The following is a 23,422-nucleotide window of genomic DNA, read 5'->3' as shown; positions in this document are numbered from 1 at the left end:
CTTCCGGACCTGACGAGGTTCATGGCCTTCGGTTACGAGGCGACCGATCAGAATTATCCGCCCAACTTGATCAGCCGGGAAGTTTTATTTTATACATGATTTTAAATTAAAATTCAAGGTGAAAATAAATGTGAAATTTTTAATTGTTTTTAAATTTGAAGATAATTTTTGGATTTGAACAAAAATAGATTTTAAGTTAGTATGTAACTTTAAGTCAACTTCGTCATTTTAAAAGGAGAGAAAGATGAGTGAAATAGTCAATAGCGCGGACCAGACTATAGTGAAGCCCGGCGAAGATGTGGTGGCGTCCATGGCTGAAGCTTTTAAGGGGGAACTGCTTTCCGCCGTCGATTCCTCCCAGGGTACTTTGATTATTGATCTTGACGGTGTGAACATGGTCGATTCCGTTGGTATTGGCGTGATTATTGCCGCGCATAATTCCCTGAGCCATTCCAATCGTAAGTTAAAGGTCATCAATGTTGCACAGGATATTTACGGTCTATTTTCAACCATGAGGCTGAACCGCCGTTTTACGGTGGAAGCCTCTCAATAGGCTCAAATGCAGGATAGCCCAATGCGTTTTTTTCTGATCCCTTTTCTGATCCCTTTTCTGGTTTCTATCATGGCTGTATTGCCTGCCTGTAACAGCGACGACGACAATTACTCCGGTGTCGGTAAGCTCATTGCTGATAGAAATAAGATGCGCCATCACCTGGCTGAAGAAACAGGAAACAATAAGGGCAAAACAGAACCATCGAATCAAAGCATTGATTCTGTGTCAAAAGATGCTTCAGAGAGCTTTGCCCGTAAAAAAGAATTATCAACGAACGTATTGGATGAAAAACAAATCGTTATCGTTGACTCCTCCTCCGGAGAACCCCTTGGTCAGGGGGTTGCCTATGTAAACCAAAAAGGCGAAATTATAAAAATTAAATTATCCAATTAATAAATACGGATGTTCCTGTATTGGTGAGACCTGCGTCAGCTTGATTCCGAGGTTTTCGATTCCGGCGTTGGCTTCACAACTGCTTTCAACAATTCTCTTTTGAAACATGTCAAGGTCTTCAATGGCTATTCCCAGATCATTGAGCCGGTGTTCCTTATTCACGCCGTTGGTATAAATTCTCTTGTTTTGAACCTAAATGTCTGACATTAAATAGGGGGCCAGTTTTTAACCGTCTCAAATCATAGGAGTGTGCTTATGCTGTCAGATCTTTTCAGTCCCATCCGAATACAGCACATGGAAGTGAAAAATCGGCTGCTTATGTCGGCCATGAGTATTAATTTCGGCGTGGATGAGAATTGCCATGTCACGGACCAGCTTACGGAATACTTCGCGACCCGGGCCAAAGGCGGTGTCGGCATGATACTTGTGGGCGGTGGCGGGGTTCACCCCAGCGGCCAGGAACTGCCGGATCTTCCCCAGATGTATGAAGATTCTTGTATTCCTTCCCTCAAAAGAATGGTGAACCGGATTAAGGAATATGATGTCTGTTTCGGGGTTCAGTTGCTTCACGGCGGCCGGCAGTCCTATCTGCCGGAAAAAGTGGCACCTTCGGCTATACCGGCGCCTGCTGTGGTTAAGGGCCCCGTTCGTGCCCTGGAAATAGAGGAAATAAAAAACCTTGCCATTTGCTTTGGACAGGCGGCCCGGCGGTGCCGGGAGGCCGGGTTTGATTTTATAGAATTGCACGGCGCCCATGGATATCTGATCAACCAGTTCCTGGCACCAAATTCCAATATCCGCACCGATGAATATGGCGGCAGTTTCGAGAATCGCACCCGATTTCTGTTTGAGGTGATTGATGCGGTAAAGCATATCGCAGGTAAGGATTATCCTGTGGGAATCCGCATCAATGGCAACGATTATATTGAAAACGGGTGGGAACTTAAAGATACCCTGCGCATTGCCCCCCTCTTGGAAAAGACCGGAGTCGCATATATCCATGTGTCCGGCGGTGTTTATGGATCCACGGAGTTGACTATCCCGTCCATGTATACGCCCCAGGGGTGTTTTATTCATATGGCTGAGGCGGTCAAGCAGGTGGTCAATGTGCCTGTGATCACCGTAGGGCGGATCAAGGACCCTGAGATGGCCAATGCCGCCATCAGGGATGGGAAAGCGGATATGGTGGCATTGGGACGTTCCATTATTGCAGATCCGGAATACCCGAATAAGGCCAAATCCGGAAAGGCCTCCCTTATCCGGCCCTGTGTGGGGTGCTGCCTGGGGTGTATCCATGCCGTGCTTGCCAAGGAGCCAGGTTCCTGTGTGGTGAATCCCGATGTGGGTCGGGAATATAAACTGGCCGAAGAAAAGGCACCGGAAAAAAGTCAGAAAATTCTTGTGGTCGGAGCCGGGCCTTCCGGGCTTGCTGCCGCAAGGATGTTTGCCCAAAGGGGGCATGAGGTGAAAATATTGGAAAAAGGTTCCGAGCAGGGCGGTTTGTTGGCCCTGGCTGCCACTGCACCCGGCAGGGAGGAGTTGGGCGATATTTTACGGTTTTTTAGAAATGAGCTTGAGCGTCTTGGTGTGGCCGTGGATTACAATACTCCCTTGTCATCCGAAGTTCTTAACTTCTTTGATCCTGATCATGTGATTCTGGCCACGGGTTCCATGCCGGATATGCCCGTGATCAAGGGGCTGTTTAAAAGCAAGATGAAGCTTACCACCAGTGTGGATGTCTTCACCGATGCACACTCTGCCGGTGACAGGGTGATTGTGCTCGGCGGCGGGTTCACCGGGCTGATCACGGCCCATAAATTGGGCGATATGGGAAAAGAGGTAGTGGTCCTGAACCGCAAAAAAAGTTTTGCCGAAGAGATGTCCTCCAATGACCGGTATTATCTGCGTGAACGCCTGAAGACCTGCGGCGTAGTTTTATATAAGATGGTGACGGTTAAATCCTTTACCGATGATGGCGTAAGCTTTACATCCAAGGGAGAACCGGTAACCCTTGAAGGGTTTGATACTGTTGTCATTTCGGAAAAACACCAGCCGGTCAGGGATGCCAAACACTTGGAAAAACAAAGCCGGGCAAAATTCCATATGATCGGAGATGCCAAAACACCCAGGCATTTGATGTTTTGCGTTGCCGAGGCTGAAGAAGCCGGCCGGTCCATATGATTATTAATCATGGGCTGACCTGTTTTTTTTCACGGTGGTTCAGCCCATGGCCGTTATTTCCTGCACCGCGCCACTCAGGTTTTTGGATGAAATCTGCCTGATTTTTATCCCTGCGCTGGACAGCACATATCCCGGGCCTTTGTGGGAAACATCTTCTTTGATTCCCGCATGGGTGATTTTTTGATCAGCCAGCCACTCTGCCACACGGATTCCCTTTGCCGTGGAAACGGTGGAATAAGGATTGTGCATGAACTTTTGTGAATCAATGGTATGATTATCTGTGCGAAGGTGGAGTACGACAAAATAAGGGGCTTCTCCGAAATGGGCGCTGATATGACCGCTTTTATCCGACAGGGGCAACGCCCAAATATCATGGGTCCGAACTTTGGGTTCATAATGAATGGTTATTTTCTCGATATTCGGAATCTGAGCTATAATCCGATTTTCGATTGCCTCACTGATTTTGTGTGCCGCTTCAAGATCGCTGATATTTAAAATGATCTCTGCCTGGATAAACCGATATCGCCCGGCATTGCGTCCGATCAGAGATTTGATCTCATCCACAGCCGGTTCCTCACGGATCAGGCTGCGTATTTTGTCCAGGGTCGGAAAATCAATAGATGCATCCAGAAGGACCCGCATGCCGTCAGACAAAAGGGCTCCTCCGGTTTTTGCAATGAAAAGAATAATCAATGCTGCGCCAAGTCGGTCAATGGATATTCCCATAATCTCGGTCTGCAGATCAAAATAGCTGAACAGGACAGATACCAGGACCACAATGGATGACAGTACATCTACCTGGCGATGGCGGCCTTCAGCAATAAGGACCGGAGACTGAGTCTTTTTTCCGACGCGGAGGGCATATTGTCCAAACAGGAATATTGAAAGGCTGCTGCCGGCCAAAAGATAAATGGAAATCGGCGTGATTTGCACAAGGCTGTCGCTCGCAGAGAAGATCTGTTTAACGATTTCATATCCGGCAATAAAAATAAAAAGGGAAATGGTTACGGAAGCTACATTTTCGAGTTTGTAAAGCCCAAGGGGAAAGGAACGGGTTTTGCGGGTAGAGAGCTTGATGCCGCCGTAAATAACCAAGGATGCCACGGCATCTGTTCCGGAATCAATGGCGCTGGCTGTAATGGTTAAGCTACCGGTAAGAATAGCAAGGGGCACCTTTACAAGCGTTAAAATCAGGTTCAGTAAAAATGCCAGGCCTGCAATTTTAAATATTTGACGAGTTTCTGAGGTTTTATCCATGACTGGTTCTATGTTTACAGTGTCTCAATCGCTTTTGTACCTTTATGCTACCATTAATATTGCGCAAAAGCCAAAATTAAAAAGTAGCGCGGCCGAGAATAGCCAAACCTGCTGCCCTATGGAATTTATGGATGATGCTTTTTTTAAGGTGTACCTCTGGTCGATTTAATTGGAAGTTAACCGTCTTTTTTATTTCCAGGATAGGGTGAAGATGATAAATTGCATCGCAATGATACCTCACCCGCAATTTTTTAACTGAATATTAAGGCCGAATCATGGAACGAATTCTGGTTATCATGGCATCCGGTGCCTTGGGCTCGCTGTTTTTTTTCTGGTTTTCCCATAGTGTGAAGAAAAAGGCGTCCGTCAGGCAGTTTATTGAATCCCATTTGTGGCTGATGCATCCCAACGCCATCTGCTACTGGCGTACAGGTCTTGCCTTCTTGGGTTTCTTTTTCTATTTTTTTTCGCCCTATCAATCTTTGTCCATTTTTATTTTCACTTTTGCTGCTATTCTTGACGGGGTTGACGGGGTTGTGGCAAGGGGGTGCAATCTGGTGTCCCGGTTGGGGGAGTGGCTGGACCCCATGTGCGACAAACTTACCTATCTGCCTCCTTTGGTGGGATTTGCTTATACGCCCAATTCATTCACCGGACTGTCTATCCTTTCCCCTAAATTGATCTGGATTCTTGTGGCGATTGAACTGGTGGGACAATTTTTTGCCCGCAGGATGCTGGTCTGGCTCAAGGTGTCCGGGGCGGCCAACAACTTCGGAAAAATCAAGGCCATTATCTGCTTTGCCCTGGTGATTCTTTGCGCCCTGATGGATGCCAATCCCGGGATGCTGAATATTGGTGACGGGGTTCTTTGGGCCTGTATCCTGCTTTCTGCGGCATCCATGATTTTTAAATTTGTTCCCAACCGGCTTTATGCCGATATTCTGTCCATGCTTAATTTCATGTGCGGTGTCACCAGCCTGATTCTGACCTATCATCACTTTTATGCCTGGGCTATCTGCGTCATTATTATGGGCCAGCTTTTTGACCTGTTTGACGGGCGCATGGCACTCAAACACGGGGGCACCAAGTACGGTCCCTGGTTGGACGATATTGCTGATTTTGTCAGCTTCGGCCTGGCCCCCGCCTATATGGTGATCATGAGGGGCGGAACCTTTGCCCTGTTTTTTGCCGTGATTTATGTGGTGGGTGTCGCATTTCGTCTGGTGCGCTTTGTCACCAAGGATAAAGGCCGCACGGATCTGCCGGCCGGTATTTTTAACGGATTTCCAAGTCCGGCCGGTGCCCTGATCGTTTTAGGGACGTCCCTTGTGTCCGGTCCCATACTGCTCTGTTTTTTTACTGCGGTCTCCACGGTCTTGATGGTCAGCAATATCCGGTTTGCCCATTTGGGCCGGGTGATTCTCAAACAGATCCCCAAACCCATTTTTTTCCTGATTTCTGCGACCATCATTGTGGCTTTGGCATATATTCTAAAAACTAAAAATGCCCAGATATTTGGATATCTTATCCTGGCGTCCGTGGTTTTTTATCTGGCCGCCGGCAGGATTTGGGCGCAAAAGGGCAATGCCCCGGATACGTCCGGATAATCACAATATTATTTTTTCCAGCTGCGGCTCTTTTTGCTCTGCTTGGAAAATTTGCTTAATTCCCGGTTCTCGCGGTATGGGGCTTTGATCTGGTGTTCTGTCTTCGGGGTGACGATTTGTTTTTGCTTCTCTTTTGCCTGGGGATCTTTTTCCACAAACACGGGTACCATGGCAAACGGATCAATGCCGGTATAATACATCAAGGTGGAAAAGGTGGATGGTGTGGGCGTAAATATCTGGACCTGTTCCGGTGTTATATGAAGCTGGTTTCGGGTAAATTCCTTAAGTTCATTCATTTCCCTTATGGAGCATCCGGGGTGGGCTGCTATCAGGTAATAGGTGAGGTATTGCTTTTTATTCAGCATTTTGCAGATGCTGTCAAACCGGTGCTTGAATGCAACAAGGCTCTCCACGCCCGGTTTCCCCATAAGCGCCAGCACGCGGGGCACACAATGCTCCGGTGCCAGTTTCATCTGACCGGAAACATGGGCGTCGATTACCTGTTTTAAATATGCCTGGCCCTTTTGTTCGTCCATAAGGATCAGGTCATGGCGAATGCCTGAGTTGAGGAACACCTTTTTGACGCCGGCAATGCGGCTGATTCCTTTGAGCAACGCCATCTGGGGGCCGTGATCCGGTGAAAGGGATGGGCAGGGTGTGGGGAACAGGCAGCGTCGGTGGGAACAGGCGCCTTTTTTTAATTTTTTTTCACACTCAAACCCGTACATGTTCGCGGTGGGACCACCCAGGTCAAATATATATCCTTTAAACTCTTTGTCCCGGGTCATTTTTTTTGCTTCGGCAATGATGGAATCCTTGCTGCGCCATCTGACCGTTCGGCCCTGGTGGACGGTGATTGCGCAGAAATTGCACTCTCCATAGCAGCCGTAATGGGTGGGAATGGAAAACCGGATGGTATCCATGGCCCGGACATGGCCCAATGCCCCGTAATAGGGGTGAACATCTCGTTGAAAATTCAGATCGTGGATTTCATCCATCTCTTGGGTGGAGCTGAAAGGTGCCGGCGGGTTCAGAACAAGAAACCGGTCCCCATGGGCCTGACTTAAGGGTTGGGCAATCATGGGGTCTGTATTGTCGTAAAAGGTTTTAAAACTTTGGAGATAAAGGTTTTTATCCCTGATGACCGCTTCATAGGAAGGCAGTGCTATGCCCTTGGGTGTTTTAGAGATATATCCCAGACCCCGAATCCGTGTGACAGGGTCTTGTGTCTCTTCCGGCATTGCTACTTGCCTGTTGTCTGTTTTCAGCTTGTCATCCAGGGCCCGGGCAAGTGCCACGATACCGGCATGGGCCATGCCGAACAAAAGATAATCTGCCTTGGCATCAAACAGGATGGCGCGTCGTATTTTATTGGACCAGAAATCATAGTGGGCAATACGCCGCAGGCTTGCTTCAATGCCGCCCAGCACAATGGGTACGGTTGGTTTAAAAAAGCGTCGCACAAGATTGGTGTATACAATGACCGCCCGGTCAGGCCGGCGGTTGTTTTCGGAGCCAGGCGTGTAGTCATCTTGTTTGCGCCGTTTTTTTGATGCCGTGTAATTGGCCACCATGGAATCCACGGCTCCGCCGGTGATGCCCCAGAAGAGACGGGGTTCCCCCAGGCGGGAGATATCCCTGTCGCTGTCCGTGTCCGGTTGGGCAATGATGCCCACGGTAAATCCCTTTGATTCCAGCACCCGGCCGATCAGGCTGACCCCCATGAACGGGGAGTCGATGTATGTATCGCCGGTGACAAGAATCACGTCAAGCCGCTCAACGCCTCGGTCCTCAAGCTCTTTTCGGGTGGTGGGTAAAAACATAATCAGCGTTTTAGATCCGGGCCTGGTGTCTGCTCTATCCGGGCCATTGAGAAAATAATTCCCACCAGACTGAGCAGGGCGAAAATGATAAAGGCCGTGTGCATGGTGTTGAGAAAAGCCGGGGCTGTGGATGTGCTGACTTCAGCATCACCCATGAACATACTTAGCAAAAGGGTCGTGATGGTCATGGCCGTGAGCATGCCGATGCTGCGCATGGTGGCCACAAGGCTGGAGGCAATGCCGTAATGTCTTGACCTCACAGATCCCATGACCGTGGTCATGTTGGGTGTGGAAAATGCAGCAAATCCCAGACCCATGATAACCAGCACCACCACCACCTGCCGGATTCCTGCATCCTGTTCGAGAAAGGCTGCACACCCAAGCCCTGCGGCGCAGATGACCATACCGGCCGTGGATAATTTGGCCGGTGAAATCTTGTCTGAAAGCGTGCCTGACAAAGGTGACAGAACCGCTTGAATTATTGGTTGGACAACGAGCACAAAACCTGTAGCCTGGGCAGACATGCCTTTGACCACTTGAAGGTATAAAGAGAAAAAAAATGTGAGCCCAAATGAGGCAGCATAGTTGATCCCTGTGGCAATGTTGCTGAAGGCCAGGACGCGGTTTCCCAACAGCAGGCGGATATCCAGGATGGGAGAGGGGTGCCTGTATTCAAAGATTGCAAAACCCGCCATACACACCAGACCTGCCGCCATCAGTCCTGGTGCCCAGGCATCGCTTTTAAGGTGGGATACCCCGACGATCAGACAAGAGAGCGCTGCCATATAAATGAGGCTTCCCACCCGGTCAAAGGATTCGCCTTCAGCGCCTTTCCATTCCCCCTTAAGCCGGGTCAGGGTCAAAATCAGGGCTGCCATGGCAAGGGGGACAGAAGCAAAAAAAATCCACTGCCAGCCCAGCCATGCGATCATGAGTCCGGCCAGGAATGGACCGGCGGACAGTCCTAGGTAGACACAGGCCACAATAATACCCATGGCTTTGCCTCGTTTTTCCTTTGGTACCACAGAAGAAAGAATGGCCACGGAAGTGGAGACTGTACACGACACGCCAATGCCCTGCAGAAAACGAATGGCAATGAAAATACCGATGGAGGGGGAAAAGGGCAGCAGGATCGTGGCAAGGGCAAACAAGCCCACGCCGGACACAAATATTTTTTTTCTTCCGGTGATGTCGGCCAGGCGGCCGACGGGAAGAAGAAACAGGGTGATGGCCAGCATATAAACCATTTCCACCAGGGCCAGAGAAACTGCACTGGCACCGTAAAACCGGCCAATGGTGGGAAGGGCCACGCCAACCGCAGACATCATGAAGGGTGCCAGAAACTGGACTACGGAGACAATAAATATTGTGTGGCTGGTGGAGATTCGGGGTCCGGGCCTGTTTTTGCTGCTGTTAATGTCTCCCCCTCCCGGCACTGTCAATGTTATTGATTTATCAATTATTGATCCGTCAAGATAAGAACCGGGCTCAGGAAGTCAAGGACGTAGGACTCCCCACAGCAATTCTAATTTTTTTCTCGCACAAAGCCTCAAAGGCACAAAGGGTCATAAAATCAAATAAACGCTTTGTGTCTTTGTGCGAGGTTTTTTAACTAAAAAGATTCATAATAATTTTCCGATTTTTTCGCTTCCCTGACCAGGGAGATTTCCACACGCCGGTTGGCTTCCCTGCCCAGAAAATGGGTGTTGTCCCCAATGGGCCGGTACTCGCCAAAACCTTCGATATTGATTCGTTCCGGGGCCACCCGGCAGTCAATTAAGAATCCGGCAACACTCATGGCTCTTGCAGCGGACAGCTCCCAGTTGGAGGGGAACTGGGCAGTATGAATGGGGGTATTGTCCGTATGGCCGGCAACAATGATTTTGTATCCGGGTTCCGTGATAAAAAATACGGCCATATCCTTTAATGCGGGCTTGATATAGTCCAGCAGCTTGGCCTGGCCGGAAAGAAAACTGATCTCTTCACCCAGGGTCAGCACGAGCCTGTTATTTGCGACTTTAATCGAGTAATTTGAAATATTGGATTTTTCCATGACCTGGTGCAGCCGGTCTTCAATGGTAAGAAGATCCAGTTCGGATTCGTGATCTTTTTTCGCTGGTTTGGCCGGTGCCTTAACGGTCTCAACGGTCTGGCCTACCAGGCTGGGATCATGTTTAGTTTCTACGGCTTGGGGCTTATGTGTCTGGTTGCTGTAAAGCATGATAAAAAAAGCCAGGACCAGGGTCATGATATCCAGCATAGTCCACAGACTGGAATCTTCGGGTTCATCTCCCTCCAGAAGGCTTTGGCGTTTCAATCGCAGCCGCTTTAATTCCGAGATTTCAAGCTCAGATATGAGGTTTTCCGGTATTATCATGGATATCAGCCTGTCATGGGTTCTTGTCTTTTAGGATGGGTTGAAGCCGGGGCAGTCTCATGGGGGGGGCCTGGGATTTTGTCTCCACGGTCCAGTCCTCCTGGAAATAGTCGCCAATACAGTATCTTAAACGATACCCGATGGCCTTGGCATTGGTTTTGTCCGCAATATCCAGAATCCCTTCAATGATCAATGCCAGTTCCATGGCGTCATGTTTGGTTTTTTCACCCAGTTTCTTTGCAATGGGAAGAAAAATGACGTTGGCATACAGCAATCCGTAAAATGTGGTTAAAAGCGCTGTGGCCACACCTTTTCCGATCAGTTCCGGTGAGCCCATATTGCTCAGTACGTTGATCAGGCCGATGATGGTGCCCACAAAACCAAACACCGGCATCAGCTTGATAAAGGTATTGATCAAGTCAGCCTGGGAGCGCCGGGCCTGCAGGAAATTGTCGTATCTGCGCTCAAGGGTTTTAAAAATCGTATATCTGTCAAACCCGTCCGCAATCATTTCAATGCCCATTTTCAGGAATGGATTGTCAATTTTTTTGGATTTTTCATCCAGTACAAGTTTTCCGTCCCGCCGCCGGATGGCTGCCAGCACTTCAATCTGTTTTATGAGTCCGTTCAGATCGGTCTTCTCTCCGGAAAATGCTTTGCGGACATTGAGGAAGAGATCTGAAAACAGCCGCAAGGGATACGACACCAGGGCGCAGAAAAATGCTCCGCTAAGGATGATCAAGTTGCTTTTAATATTCAAAACAATGGACGATAGTTCGGATACGGTTCCTGACAGCAGTATAAAAATGATAATACCTGCGGCCGGAAAAATTTTCTGGAGCATGGGTTTCTCCCTGTCAAATAGTAAAAAACAGCCTGGACAGCTATATTACAAGCATAAACTATGCCTTTCAAAATTATATTAAATTTACAACATGTTAACGATTTTCAGGCAAAGAGAGAGGAATAATTTTCCCGCTCAGCCAACTGCTTTCTTCCGAGAGGTGCATTCCCATTTTTACATCTCGATAGAAGAAACAAAAAAAAATAGTGTTTGGACACAAAGCTATCCATCTGCGGCGTTGCATAAAAATTTGCATCTGAGCAAATTTGCGTCCAAACACGCATTTTGGTTCAGGTACAAGTCAGGAATTTAAAATTTAACCCATAGATAGAATGGCGTTGCCCAGGGCTTTGCCCCCGTCATCGTCGTCATCTTGTTTAGGTTCATTGAACATACAGGTTAAAATAAGCACGTCTTCATTTCTTTCAGTTGTGACTTTATATGGTTGTTTGTGAAAAAGGCTGATCATACTTTTGTTATGCGGAGCAATATAGGCGATCAGTCCTTTAATACCGTTGTCAATGGCCGCCTGATTGATTTTTTTCTGTAAGATAGCGGCAATTCCCATGCCCTGGTATTCTTTTGATACGGAATAGGCAACTTCAGCCATGTTAATGATGGTGTTTCTGAAATATTCGCCCACGGCAATAACTTTTTCAAATCCCAGTTCGCCTATCGTAGCCACGATGGTCTGGTCATTGATATAATCAATGTCATAGGTGGTTTCAATTTGATCATAGGCAAAACTTTTTTTCTCATGAAAGAACCTGGAAATGATATCTCCACGATTCATGGTGTAATAATGCTCCTGGATAAATCGCTCATCCACCGGCTTTGCCGGTCTGAAGGTAATGGGAATATTTTTTATAATAATGGTTTCCTCATATTTAAACGGATAGATTCCTTTATTGGCCTGATTAAATTTGCGTTTACTGTCAACCAGGCCCATTTCTTTGGCTTTGGCAAACAATTCATCCCTGAAATCCGGATGGGCAATCGAGACTAAAGCCATAACCCGTTCCTGAAGTGTTTTGCCAAAAAGATTCACCAGCCCGTATTCTGTAGCCACAAACTGGACATCTCCCCGTGGCACCACCACGGCGTGTTCTGTTAAAAGGGGCACTATCCGGCTTTTTTGCCCGTGATCCATGGTAGATGTCATCACGAAGATGGATTTTCCTCCTTGGGACATAGCTGCCCCCCGGGTGAAATCAAGCAGACCATTAATCCCTGTGTAATTGTTCAACGGCAGGGCATCGGCTGCCACCTGGCCGGTAAGATCAATGGCCATGGCTGTGTTCAGGGTTACCATTTTATTGTGGCGACCAATGATTCCCGGATTGTTGATATAGTCTGAGGGGTAAAATTCAATGGAGGGGTTATCGTCAAGAAATTCATAAAGCTCAGTGGAGCCTACGGCTGAGCCGGCAACAAGCTTTCCGTTATTAAATCCTTTCTTTTTATTCGTAATCACCCCCATGGAGAAAAGGTGCATGATTGCATCTGACAGGTATTGTGAATGAACCCCAATATCATTTTTATTTGACAGAGCCATCTTAATTATTTCAGTAGTCAAGCCAAGACTTGTCTGGATGGTTGAACCGTCTTTGATGAGACGTGAAATAAATTTGGCAATAGCAATGCCTGACTCATGTTCAGGGATCGGCTGGATGGTTAAAAGCGGGGCCTCATGTTCCACAATAAAATCAACATCATTAACATGGATAAAGCTTCTGCCCAGAACCCGGGGCATTTTGGGGTTAATCTGGCATATGACAATATCAGCAGTTTCGCAGGCCGAAAGATTAATGTCCACGGAAATCCCAAGACTCATCCATCCAAAGTCATCGGGCGGCGTGGCCTGGATCAGGGCCGCATTCAATGGCATGAGTCCGGATTTGAACAGGTGCGGGATCTGGGATAGGTTTATAGGCGTAATAAATCGTTGATTTTTTTTTATAATGTTGGAACCGCAGGAACCTAAATAAAAGGACCTGATTTTGAACTGATGTGATGGGGACTCATTAGCGATAAGCGTCAACGGTCCATTTTCAATGCTGAGCAGACGCACGATTTCAAGATCGGTGAATCTTGTGGAGATTTCGGATAACTCTTGGACAAGGTGCTGGGGTTCAGCACAGGATGAGCCTATAAATATGCGTTGACCAGGCCGGATATGTTTCAGGGCCTCTTGGGCACTGCAACGTTTATCTATGTAGGAATCTGCCCAGTAAGTGGATTTTGTCATTATCAACCTCCTCCGTGTTTATTGTCTGTTTGAAAACGGTTTTTATATTCCTTAGACTCAATCAATACTTTCGCCAATTAGCCCGCCTTTTTGTATGTATGAATACAGCCTATATCAGCAATGGGCATTTGTAATTCTTCAAAAGAAATAGACCTGGAAATTTCAGGGTTATTCTTTTTTAATATTAAATCCAGATAAAATGCGGTCTGAAATCGCAACCGGTAGAACAAAATCATCTTGTCGTGTGGTAATCCCAGGTCATCACTGAATAATACAACGTACCCGGAGTTTCTGTCTTTCAGGCGTATCCTCTGGATGATGGTTACATTTAACAAGTCATGGAAATCTTTGTGCCATACTTTAATTTGATAAATTCGTTCTTCCACGCCATCTTCTATCGTCTTACTCTCAAGATATTTTTCAGGAATGTTGCGATAATCGACGTTGTCTCCATATTTGCGATGAGGACCATGGCCACTATATCCACCTTTGTAAGGATACCATAAGGCCGCATTGCATTGAAGTTTTGAAATCATAGACAATCCACAGGGTTTCACCATTTGTAAACATGGGTTATTCCCAAATGCTTCATCATAAACAAAAAAAAGCAATGGCAATCTGGTGATCTATCATGGCTAAAGTCTCTTTGATCTGTTCCTGAATCCATGTCAGATAGGGTGTCACCTCAGGAATTGAGCTGTTTTTGTTTTTACTTCCTTTTGGACGTCCTTTTGAACCGGCACCTTTGTTGCTCTTTCCTTTTGCCGGTTGCTTCTTAATTTGTGTCTCTTTTTTCATACCAGCATCCATTCCTTCCATTTTCTTAAATCTGTGTGTTTTGAAAAAAAACCAATTAATTTGCAACCAGTTTATTTTACTTCCATAAAGTCGTTGAATACTACGGTAGCTTCCACCCTTACCACTCCATCGGCTTAATCCCAGCATCGTTATTCGACCTTTGCAACACAGCATTGATTGACACACTATTCCCAATAGCCTTACAATGTTTAGAAAAATCCTGCCCCAAACGCGCCAGATAGGGCATAATATTCAACATGAGGAACTCCTTTTGATATTATCTTTTTTGACAATTCAATATTATCGAAGTTGTTCCTCATTTTTTACACAAATTTTTAATTTCAACCCATCACTTATTCTATTATTTTTTGGCGAAGGTATTGACTTAGGGTACGATTTTTTATTTTCAACATAAAACATCAGGGAAAGGGAGGAGTATTTCAGCTCATTTCCCTTCCGGTCAAATTCCTTCGCGTCAATTTTACCACTTGCATAGCGCTGCTTTACACCCGTGAATAGGTGATCCTGTCTTTTTCAAATTCTTCAATTACTTCATGGCTCAGAGAGGGGGGAACTTTTGAGATTATTTGAATGAATGTATCTGTGGTTACCCGGTAGTCCTTTTTATCAATAATCTCCTGCTCAAATGAAAAATATGCCACCTGATCAAAAAGATACTGGATGTCAGCAGGTGTAAGCCCGGATGTCATTTCAATAAGTTTATCCATATTGATTTGCCCGGTATTAAGCTTTGCAATATAATATTCAAGGATGGTTGTTCTTCCTTGCCTATCCAATCCGCCAACCGGAATAATACAGTCAAACCTTCCAGGTCTGAGCATAGCAGCATCTAGTTGCCGGATATAATTAGTGGCGCAAACCAGGAGTATTTTGTTTTTTTGATTCTTGAGCAGGGGAATCTGTTTTAAAAATTCGTTAGTAATGGACTTATCAATCCTGTCTGCCTTGTCACGGCTACCGGCTATTTCTTCGAATTCATCTACAAAAAGGACAACTTCATCAAGATTTCCTGCCTTTTGCATGACTTCACGCAGATTTGCTCCGACTTTTTCAACGCCATCCACCATAAGCATGCTCGGTAGAATCTCAACGTACCACCAGGACAAGACACCTGCTATGGCCTTTACAAAATGAGTCTTTCCTGTGCCTGGAGGTCCGAAAAATATGATTGCTCTGGGATGAACAACGCCATGTTTTTGTGCAAGGGCTTCCTCTGTCAGGGGCAGAATTATTCTGCGCTGCACCAGTTGCTTTGGGGGCTGAGAGTCGGCTATGGTATCCCACATTTCCCTGCTGAAAGTCTGTGCTCCCATCTCCATGAGGATATCTTTTTGTTTATAGGTCCTGTATTCATCATGAGCCTGTTCCATATTTTCTAAAAAATCAATGCAGGCTGTCCGTAAACCGACATCCCGGCCGACTTTTTCAGAAAGAATCCACTTATGATTTATTATTTTAGACCACATTTTAGCAGCAATATCCGGCTCAAACTCAGCTCCGCTCATTTCAAAAATACTGGTCGCACAGGCTTTCGGTAAAAGGGTTTGCGGTGTCTTATTCTTCATAATATAAATTTCCTCTTCGCGTTTTTGAAATTAGCTTACTTACGGTTGCATTCCACAAATCAATGACAGGCACTTCGGGATGGTGGGGGCTGAAGCTGAAAATGCTGAGAGCTGCCGTGTCGAGCGGAAAATGCCACGCTTCGATCAATGGCAGTCCGATCCATCGTGCGGCCAGGACCCCGCCGAACTGGCCGTGGGAAAGAAGCGCCACCTTTCCATCCATCGTTCGAAGGCGGGCAATAAGTCGATCAGCCCGCTCGGAAACCCGTGCGGGCATTTCACCGTTCGGACAACCATCCCGAAAAATATTCCAGTCCGGTCGTTTTTTGAAGATATCCACAGTTCGCTTTCCTTCGTAATCGCCATAGTCCCATTCCGTCAGGTCTGGTTCGATTATTGATACTTTATCCAGCCCGGCAAGCTCGCAGGGTTGCCGGGCGCGCTTCAGCGGACTGGTCAGCACATGGTCAAACCGGATGCCCAGAAGCTGATTGTCAAGTGTTTGCGCCTGGGTCTTACCGTTGGCGGGCAATGGAATGTCCGTGAGACCGGTGTGCCGGCTGGATAGCGCCCACTCGGTTTCAGCGTGCCGGATGAGGTAGCGGCGCAAAGATCCCGGATTGGTTGCTGTCATGCTCATGGCTTTTCCATTCGGTCTTTCTCCGACACGGGTTTTAAAGTGTATGCGTTCTATTTTTTGGTCTGATTCCATTTCCAGTTGTAAAACATGGAAGGCAAGCAGATAATTAAGAGATGCGATTTTCCGACGCCACGGCAATTCATTGGTCACTTTCAACCACTTGGCGTGCTGGCTGAACATCGAATCAATGATGCGGATGAACGATTCATAGCTGTTGAACAGCCCGTGCCGTCCGGTCAGCAGATAGCCTTCCAGCCAGCCTTCACATTGGTGTTCACTGAGCATTGAGTCCAGCACCTGCCCGTCAACAGCCCCGGGGGAAGGTACCGTAACCGTGTGGATACGAAAATCCGGCATTTTCAGATCACGCAGCAGAATTCCGCCGTTGGCATGGGGATTTGCGCCCATACGCCGGTCGCCCTTTGGCGCTAATTCGGCCAATTTCGGCATGAGACGGCCTTTTTTATCAAACAGTTCTTCCGGTTTATAACTCTTCATCTATCTTTCAAGCGGCCTGACATGATCGGGGTGCTTGGAATCGACAAGAATCGGTACCTGGTGAGACCGGGATGTGCCTTCTATCTCTATCCCATCAATAACTTTCGGCCCTGTCCAGCCCTTGGGAGACTTGAGGATAATCATTGGCCAGCGGGGTCGTGTGGTGTCGTTGTTTTTTCTTGCGGTGTCTTTAATCTGCTGAATATTTTTGATGACCGTTTCCATTGTATCGGCCATGAGCTGGTGCATCGTTTCCGGGTCATCGCCTTCCACAAAAAAAGGAGTCCATCCGCAACCCCGTATAAACTGCTCCAATTCGTCATGTTCGATGCGGGCCAGAACGGTCGGGTTGTTGATCTTGTAACCATTAAGATGCAGAATCGGCAGCACGACTCCGTCGGTGATTGGGTTGAGAAACTTGGTGGACTGCCATGCGGTTGCCAGGGGGCCTGTTTCCGCTTCACCATCACCCACAATGCAGGCGACAATGAGATCCGGATTATTGAATGCCGCACCAAAGGCATGGCTGAGAGAATATCCCAGCTCACCCCCTTCGTGAATCGACCCCGGGGTCGTTGGCGCAACATGACTGGAAATCCCGCCGGGAAATGAAAACTGCTTGAACAGCTTTTTCAGCCCGGCTTTATCCTGGCTGATATCCGGATAAATCTCGCTTAGTTTCAAAGGCTTCTTCAGAAGCGGATTGTCATACAGATATATCTGGGCTACCGACAGATAGTTGGCAGCACGCCAGCAAGCATCTATCTTGACGAGCTGGTCATGGGACAGGGTTTTAGTTAGTATCATTCATCTCTCCTTTCCGGTCTTCCGGATGGGCCTTGCCGGCAATGATCAATTGCACGGGGCCTTCTGGATTGGTGAGCAGTCGCAGAAGGCGATCAGGGTCGTGCAGCAGCGGGTTTGGCCGCTTATACGTGGCAAATCTGCGTGCGAATCCCCGTGTCAACACTCCGGGATCAATCAGTTTGGCAACCAGCCCCTTTAGTTGTAATACTCCCGGACTTTGGCTGCAATCTGGCGATCTGTCATCTGATCAACTGTTTCCACGGCTTGGATGAGGTTATCAAGATGGGCATCTTCTAAACGTTTCTTCAGCTCACCTTTTGCCTCTCCAGGGCCAAAAAGCAAAATGGAATCGGCGTCACGAAGAATCGAAATGACCTCATCGTAGTAGATGTTGAGTTGATCGACAAATTTTATATCCTGTTTGCGATCCGCCTGAACCTTTTGAGATTCATACGGGGAAGTCGAACGTACCCCGTCAAACCGTCCGGGCTGTTTTTCTGCTTTTGATTCGATAACCCTTGTTTCCTCCCCCTTGCCCGAAACTGTCACAATCACAGCCTTGCGATGATCTATCCACAACCCCAAATTTGTTTTCATATATTTCTCCTTATTTCTTGTGATGAATATTTATGAAACTGATCCCGATTAAAAGGCGGACTTATGGCAGGTTTCATAATCAGCCAGACCGGCACGGCAATCGGTTGTATTTTTTTTATTGGTCTCAAGGCTTTTCGGGACGCCGGCAGTCTTTTTTAATATTCTCAGAACGGCTACCAAGAACGATATTTGTAAAAAAACGCCTTTTTTACACTTTATGAGTTCTGCAGGTGTGCTTTAGCCGTTTTAATAGCCAACTCTTTATCCTTTGTAAATATATGCCACTTCATTTCTGATGAATGGATACCGGCTTTCTTGTCCTGCCCCCTGCTGTAATACCAGGATCCAAATCGTTCCACCGTAGAAAAGGGATGATTTTCCGCGCAGAAATACCCGCAAGGTTTGTACTCTTCAAAAAAAACAGTTTCATCCGGATCATTGTCGTAAGATACATCTGACGGCAATTCGATTTTAGAAACATCTATGCCCTTAGCTATATTTTTACTCAGCCATGTTGAAATTTTCATTTGATTTTTTTCTCCTTTTTTAGCGGATAAAAACAGATGTATGATTCGGTCATATGTGATTAGATAGTTTTAGCCGAATATTAAAAAGAAAGTGCCAGGGTTAAAGATCCGATGGCATGGCCCTGTTTCTGGTTCTCAAATTCTTTCGTTTTGAAAAGATGCCGATAGGTCAGTTTGAACATGTTCATGCTGACTGAAACACCCAGGGAAATGTCTACCACCAGAGGTTTTTTATCAACACTCTGGCTATGCTGCCAGGTGTTTCCGTCAAGAAAGATGTCATGACCAACGGCTTCAATCTGGGAACCGGCAAATATATGTGCCCCAAAGGATGTCTTACCTGGTTTTGAAGTCCCAATAATCGGTGCACTGACCCCTGCTCCGGCACGGATCACATCCGACCCGAAATCTTCCGGAATATTATACCCGAAACGGATTTCTCCCCCGGCACTGGTTGATGTTCTGACATTCCCCAGGGTGATTCCCGCACGGGAAATCAAATCATAGCCCAAAGGACCCCACAACGCCCTGTCGGACAGTAGCCGCCATTTGCGCTGCCAAGACAACCGGATTACCGGTTCATTGTGAAGCTGGTTATCCCAGCCTTTGGCCTTGGGAATACCTCTTAAGTCATGAACTGTATTTTGAGCCAGCTCAGCCTTGGAAGCAGGGCCTACAACCCCCAAAACAATTTCCATGGTATCCAGTTTGGAATCGGTTTTGCTGTGCAGGGCAAGTCCGCCATAAAGAAAACCGGCATAGGGCCTGTCATTTTCAATCCGAGTGGTTGTCTGAGTATTTGAGGGTGTATAGATCTGCTGCCCCAATAGAATACCGACATTATGAACACTTTTAGGGTCTCCTGAAAAGGGGATCGAATTGATAACCGATACGAACCATTTGGGCAGGCGGGTGTCATCGTCATATTCGCTCAGATCCGATGAAAGCCAGGTCATCTGGAAGGCATTGGTATAATATTCATCCGTGCCGGAAAAAAGATCATTTTCATAAAACAACTGAAGCGTTTGAAGTTCAGAAGGGGATTTAGGCCATGCAGACGCCGATAAAAAGAAAAAATAAAAAAAAATGAGAATAAATATCTTACCGAATCGAAGACAGGACTTCATATGCAGACCTCTTATAAATAAAAATGGACAAATTTTAGTATTTCATTTTGCAATACGTTTATCATTCATTGGCAACTGTTCCGGGAGTTCTCCTGGGAACCGATTCGTCGACCCAATATGCCTGTCGTTTGTAATGATTGTAATGATTGTAATTATATTCAAGTTCCGTGCCGGGAACCTTAGTGTCTGCAAAACATCTCCCATCCTTCTGATTTATTAACATAAATCCATGAAACAGCATTTTAAAAGTCTGTCATACATATGAGACAAAAAGGCCGTATATACTCAAAAGGTCATAGGCAGCCTTTTTTATAACAGCCGTGGGCTGACCTGGGCTATCAATACCCAAATCTTGACAAAAGGCAAAAAAACATTAACTTTAATTTTTAATGTTGAAAGCAGTTCGACCACCGGCACCCCCTCCCTATCAATCAATTTCAGAAGAGAAGAATAAAATGACGGTATTGAGTATCTGCGTATTGAAGAAAAAATCAAATAGATTCAGTCTGTTGATCCTCTTACCTGTGGTTTTTGTTCTGTTCTTCCCCGCCGTTGGGCTTTGGGCGGCAGTGGAAAAGGCAGGGGTGGTGGAAAAAGAAACAGCCCCGCCCACTGTTCTTGATCAGCTTAAGGCGTTGTCGAAACAAAAGACGACCCCCATTCGAACCGAACAGATCGATCGGGCAGGAGAGAAGATCGGTGATCGTATCAAGGCCCTGGGCAAGAAAATTTCCCCCTTTCTCGGCAACTGGATTGACAGGGAATTATTTTGGGGCATCACCTGGCTCAAACTGATTTTTTGTTGCGGTATTTTGTTGCTCGTCCTTCTCTTTGAGCGCCTCGTTCATTTTTTCATTAAACGCAGACTGGGGGTAAAGGGGGAGACGGCCGCATCCACCACCTGGTTTTCTTTTTTTCTTCGGGGCGTCACAAAACCCTTTTCTCTTTTTCTCTGGGTGTATGGGACCTATGGTGCCCTGTCTCCGTTATTTTCTCATTTCGAACAACCGGGATTGCCGCAATTGCTCCACCGCATTATCAAATGGTGTACGGATGTCGGTGGTACCGTTGTTGCGCTATGGTTCCTGTATCGTTTGTTCCATCTGTTTGATTTTCAAATCAAACACTGGGCTGCTTCGAGGCAGGCTTCCGTGAATACAATCGTTTTCTCTCTGTCAAAACACCTTCGCAGGCCTGCGAACATGCTCATCCTGCTTGTGTTTTTTCGTTTGGCCGTACCCCTGTTCGACCCGGGGGAAAAACTGGAATTCCTCACCGGCCAGGCCTTTGGTCTGCTGTTTATAGCGGGTTTGACCTGGCTGATGGTGCAGGGGTTGAATGCGCTCGAAGAAATTGTACTCAGCTATTATAATCTCGATGTTGCCGATAACCTGCAAGCACGGAAAATGCATACTCAGGTGCGCTTTCTAAAACGATTCGCCATCACCTTGGTCGCGATCCTCGCCGCAGGTTCCATGCTCATGGTGTTTGATAAGGTTCGTCAACTCGGTACCAGTATTCTGGCCTCCGCCGGTATTATCGGTATCGTGGTCGGCCTTGCTGCTCAACGTTCCATTTCCAACATCCTCGTCGGGTTGCAGATCGCCCTTTACCAACCCATTCGTCTCGATGACGTGGTCATTATTGAAAATGAATGGGGTCGTATCGAAGAAATCACCATGACCTTTGTGGTCGTCCGGATCTGGGATCTCCGGCGGTTGATCGTACCCACGGCCTATTTCACAGAAAAGCCTTTTCAAAACTGGACTCGGGTTTCATCGGAACTGCTGGGCACGGTTTTTTTGTATCTGGACTATACCGTTCCGGTGGATGCCATACGCGAGGAACTGCAGCGCGTGCTGCAGGCCTCATCCTTATGGAATGGCAAGGTGGGGCAAGTGCAGGTAACCAACACCTCGGCCCAGTCCATGGAATTGCGTCTGCTCCTCAGCACCGATGACGCATCCAAAGGTTGGGATCTGCGCTGTGAAGTCCGGGAAAAGATGATTGCCTTTGTGCAACGGAAATATCCCCAAAGTTTACCAAAAATACGTGCGCAAATGCAGGAGAATACACCTGAATCCATGACGGTGCTGCCATGACCATCCGCACAAGCGGCATTCTGATGCACATAAGCTGTCTTCCCGGCGGGTATGGCATCGGCGATCTGGGACCCTCTGCCTATGGGTTTGCCAATTTTTTATCTGCCACCGGCCAGCATATTTGGCAAATGCTGCCGCTGAATCCGGTTGACATACAAAGCGGCTCTCCCTACAGTTCCCCGTCAGCCTTTGCCGGCAACCCTTTGCTGATAAGCCCCTATTTTCTCATCCGAACCGGTCTGCTGTCCAAAGATGAAACCATTTTCCAGCAGTCATTTTCAGATGACCGTGTTGATTATCCGGCAGTTGCCGAACATAAGCGCACCCTTCTTTCGCTGGCTTTTGACCGCCTGGAACAGCAGGGAAAATCCCTTGGCGGTTTTGCGCATTTCTGTACCCGGCAAAAGGCCTGGCTGGATGATTTTGCAGCCTATATGGCCATCAAAGAGCATTTTCACATGCAGAGCTGGGATCAATGGCCCCAGCCTTTACGGGACCGGCACCCGGATGCCCTGGCCAAGATGCAAGTCAAACTGGCAAAACAGATCAGGCAGCATAAATTTGTGCAGTTTGTGTTTTTCCTTCAGTGGCAGGCACTCAAAGACTACTGCAATGCCCTCAGCATTCGCCTTTACGGAGATCTTCCCATCTATCTGTCCTTTGACAGCGCAGATGTCTGGAGTTGTCCAGAACAGTATAAACTGGATGAAAACAGATCACCGACAATGGTGTCAGGTGTGCCCCCGGATTACTTCAGCGCCACAGGACAGCTGTGGGGCCACCCGGTGTATGATTGGCAATTTCTGCAGCAAAATGGCTACAAGTGGTGGCTGAGGCGGTTTGCACACAATTTTGAGATGTTTGATGTGGTGCGCATCGATCATTTCAGGGGCCTGGTTGCATACTGGGCGGTTGCGGCTTCGGCGCAGACCGCTGTTGACGGGGAGTGGGTACAGGCGCCAGGGCATGATTTTTTCACCAGGTTGACCATGCGATTTGGACAGCTGCCGGTCATCGCCGAAGACCTGGGCACGATCACACCTGATGTTCGGGAATGCATGCGCAAATTTCAATTACCCGGCATGCGGGTACTGCAATTCGCCTTTGGCGACGATTTTCCAGACAGTTCCTTTCTGCCCCATCACCATGTCCCAGACTGTATCGTTTATACCGGCACCCATGACAACAATACGATTCGCGGCTGGTTTGAACAGGAAATCGACAATCAGACCAGGGTGAATTTGCAGCGTTATCTGGGAACGCATCTGTCCGCAGAAAATATTCACCAGCACATGATCCGCCTGGCAATGATGTCTGTGGCTTATACAGTGATCATACCGCTCCAGGACATTCTCGGTCTGGGGGCGGATGCCCGCCTGAACCAGCCGACCGGCGCAAAGAACAACTGGCAGTGGCGGCTGGCAAAGGGAAGCTTGACAAAACAGCATGCCGGGTGG

19 protein-coding genes and 1 pseudogene are annotated in these 23,422 nt (G+C 47.4%); 6 read left to right on the top strand and 14 right to left on the bottom strand.

Annotation, left to right across the window (positions count from 1 at the left end):
- Window positions 1–244: 244 nt before the first annotated feature.
- The 3 genes from B3D59_RS07115 to B3D59_RS07105 all read left to right on the top strand — a co-directional run bounded on the left by B3D59_RS07115 (window position 245) and on the right by B3D59_RS07105 (window position 3,127).
- Window positions 245–553, top strand: a complete 309-nt coding sequence (locus B3D59_RS07115) for an STAS domain-containing protein (RefSeq protein WP_286818635.1) — start codon at window positions 245–247, stop codon at window positions 551–553.
- A 69-nt stretch (window positions 554–622) separates the two neighbouring features.
- Window positions 623–946, top strand: a complete 324-nt coding sequence (locus B3D59_RS07110) for a hypothetical protein (RefSeq protein WP_286818634.1) — start codon at window positions 623–625, stop codon at window positions 944–946.
- A gap of 255 nt (window positions 947–1,201) precedes the next feature.
- A complete protein-coding gene (locus B3D59_RS07105; protein ID WP_286818633.1) occupies window positions 1,202–3,127 on the top strand; it encodes an FAD-dependent oxidoreductase in 1,926 nt (641 codons plus the stop codon).
- A gap of 39 nt (window positions 3,128–3,166) precedes the next feature.
- Here B3D59_RS07105 and B3D59_RS07100 read toward each other — a convergent pair whose 3' ends face one another.
- Window positions 3,167–4,384 (bottom strand): cation diffusion facilitator family transporter, encoded by a 1,218-nt coding sequence (locus B3D59_RS07100; protein WP_286818632.1) that lies wholly within the window; start codon window positions 4,382–4,384, stop codon window positions 3,167–3,169.
- Between the two features lie 275 nt (window positions 4,385–4,659).
- Here B3D59_RS07100 and B3D59_RS07095 point away from each other — a divergent pair, with 275 nt between their 5' ends.
- Window positions 4,660–5,991 carry a CDP-alcohol phosphatidyltransferase family protein gene (locus B3D59_RS07095; RefSeq protein WP_286818631.1) on the top strand — a complete coding sequence of 444 codons (1,332 nt, stop codon included), beginning with the start codon at window positions 4,660–4,662 and terminating at the stop codon, window positions 5,989–5,991.
- 8 nt (window positions 5,992–5,999) lie between these two features.
- Here the strand turns inward: B3D59_RS07095 and B3D59_RS07090 are convergent, their stop codons facing one another.
- From B3D59_RS07090 to B3D59_RS07025, 13 genes and pseudogenes are all read right to left on the bottom strand, one after another.
- Window positions 6,000–7,814, bottom strand: coding sequence for a YgiQ family radical SAM protein (locus tag B3D59_RS07090; protein ID WP_286818630.1), 1,815 nt, complete (start codon window positions 7,812–7,814; stop codon window positions 6,000–6,002).
- 2 nt (window positions 7,815–7,816) lie between these two features.
- Window positions 7,817–9,250 (bottom strand): MFS transporter, encoded by a 1,434-nt coding sequence (locus B3D59_RS07085; protein WP_286818637.1) that lies wholly within the window; start codon window positions 9,248–9,250, stop codon window positions 7,817–7,819.
- A 176-nt stretch (window positions 9,251–9,426) separates the two neighbouring features.
- Window positions 9,427–10,191 (bottom strand): OmpA/MotB family protein, encoded by a 765-nt coding sequence (locus tag B3D59_RS07080; RefSeq protein WP_286818629.1) that lies wholly within the window; start codon window positions 10,189–10,191, stop codon window positions 9,427–9,429.
- A gap of 13 nt (window positions 10,192–10,204) precedes the next feature.
- On the bottom strand, window positions 10,205–11,035 hold the full coding sequence (locus tag B3D59_RS07075) for a motility protein A (RefSeq protein WP_286818628.1): 831 nt from the start codon (window positions 11,033–11,035) through the stop codon (window positions 10,205–10,207).
- Between the two features lie 316 nt (window positions 11,036–11,351).
- Window positions 11,352–13,283 (bottom strand): bifunctional acetyl-CoA hydrolase/transferase family protein/GNAT family N-acetyltransferase, encoded by a 1,932-nt coding sequence (locus B3D59_RS07070; RefSeq protein ID WP_286818627.1) that lies wholly within the window; start codon window positions 13,281–13,283, stop codon window positions 11,352–11,354.
- Window positions 13,284–13,360: 77 nt separating this feature from the next.
- Complete coding sequence (locus B3D59_RS07065) at window positions 13,361–13,819, bottom strand: hypothetical protein (RefSeq protein ID WP_286818626.1); 459 nt, start codon at window positions 13,817–13,819, stop codon at window positions 13,361–13,363.
- Window positions 13,820–13,874: 55 nt separating this feature from the next.
- Complete coding sequence (locus tag B3D59_RS07060; RefSeq protein ID WP_286818625.1) at window positions 13,875–14,228, bottom strand: hypothetical protein; 354 nt, start codon at window positions 14,226–14,228, stop codon at window positions 13,875–13,877.
- Window positions 14,229–14,584: 356 nt separating this feature from the next.
- Window positions 14,585–15,667: an ATP-binding protein gene (locus B3D59_RS07055; protein ID WP_286818624.1), complete on the bottom strand. Its 1,083-nt coding sequence runs from the start codon at window positions 15,665–15,667 to the stop codon at window positions 14,585–14,587.
- Window positions 15,657–17,612 (bottom strand): annotated as a pseudogene (locus B3D59_RS18295) (histidine phosphatase family protein). Before B3D59_RS18295 ends, B3D59_RS07055 begins: the two are co-directional and overlap by 11 nt.
- Window positions 17,599–17,772, bottom strand: a complete 174-nt coding sequence (locus B3D59_RS07040) for a hypothetical protein (RefSeq protein ID WP_286818623.1) — start codon at window positions 17,770–17,772, stop codon at window positions 17,599–17,601. The pseudogene B3D59_RS18295 and the gene B3D59_RS07040 overlap by 14 nt, the downstream one beginning before the upstream one ends.
- A gap of 35 nt (window positions 17,773–17,807) precedes the next feature.
- Window positions 17,808–18,209, bottom strand: a complete 402-nt coding sequence (locus B3D59_RS07035) for a hypothetical protein (protein ID WP_286818622.1) — start codon at window positions 18,207–18,209, stop codon at window positions 17,808–17,810.
- 215 nt (window positions 18,210–18,424) lie between these two features.
- Window positions 18,425–18,736 (bottom strand): hypothetical protein, encoded by a 312-nt coding sequence (locus tag B3D59_RS07030; RefSeq protein WP_286818621.1) that lies wholly within the window; start codon window positions 18,734–18,736, stop codon window positions 18,425–18,427.
- An 80-nt stretch (window positions 18,737–18,816) separates the two neighbouring features.
- Window positions 18,817–19,863, bottom strand: a complete 1,047-nt coding sequence (locus tag B3D59_RS07025) for a lipid A deacylase LpxR family protein (RefSeq protein WP_286818620.1) — start codon at window positions 19,861–19,863, stop codon at window positions 18,817–18,819.
- A gap of 455 nt (window positions 19,864–20,318) precedes the next feature.
- On the opposite strand from B3D59_RS07025, the gene B3D59_RS07020 reads away from it, so the two are divergent.
- Together B3D59_RS07020 and malQ are read left to right on the top strand one after the other, a co-directional pair.
- A complete protein-coding gene (locus tag B3D59_RS07020) occupies window positions 20,319–21,965 on the top strand; it encodes a mechanosensitive ion channel family protein (RefSeq protein WP_286818619.1) in 1,647 nt (548 codons plus the stop codon).
- Window positions 21,962–23,422: 4-alpha-glucanotransferase (malQ, locus tag B3D59_RS07015; protein ID WP_286818618.1), on the top strand; the 1,461-nt coding region annotated here is incomplete at its 3' end. The genes B3D59_RS07020 and malQ, both read left to right, overlap by 4 nt.

This window comes from Desulfobacter sp. UBA2225, assembly GCF_002348205.1.
GTDB classification, from domain to species: domain Bacteria; phylum Desulfobacterota; class Desulfobacteria; order Desulfobacterales; family Desulfobacteraceae; genus Desulfobacter; species Desulfobacter postgatei.
The sequence above is the reverse complement of the archived record's forward strand: the minus strand, read 5'-3'. Positions and strand labels throughout refer to the sequence as shown.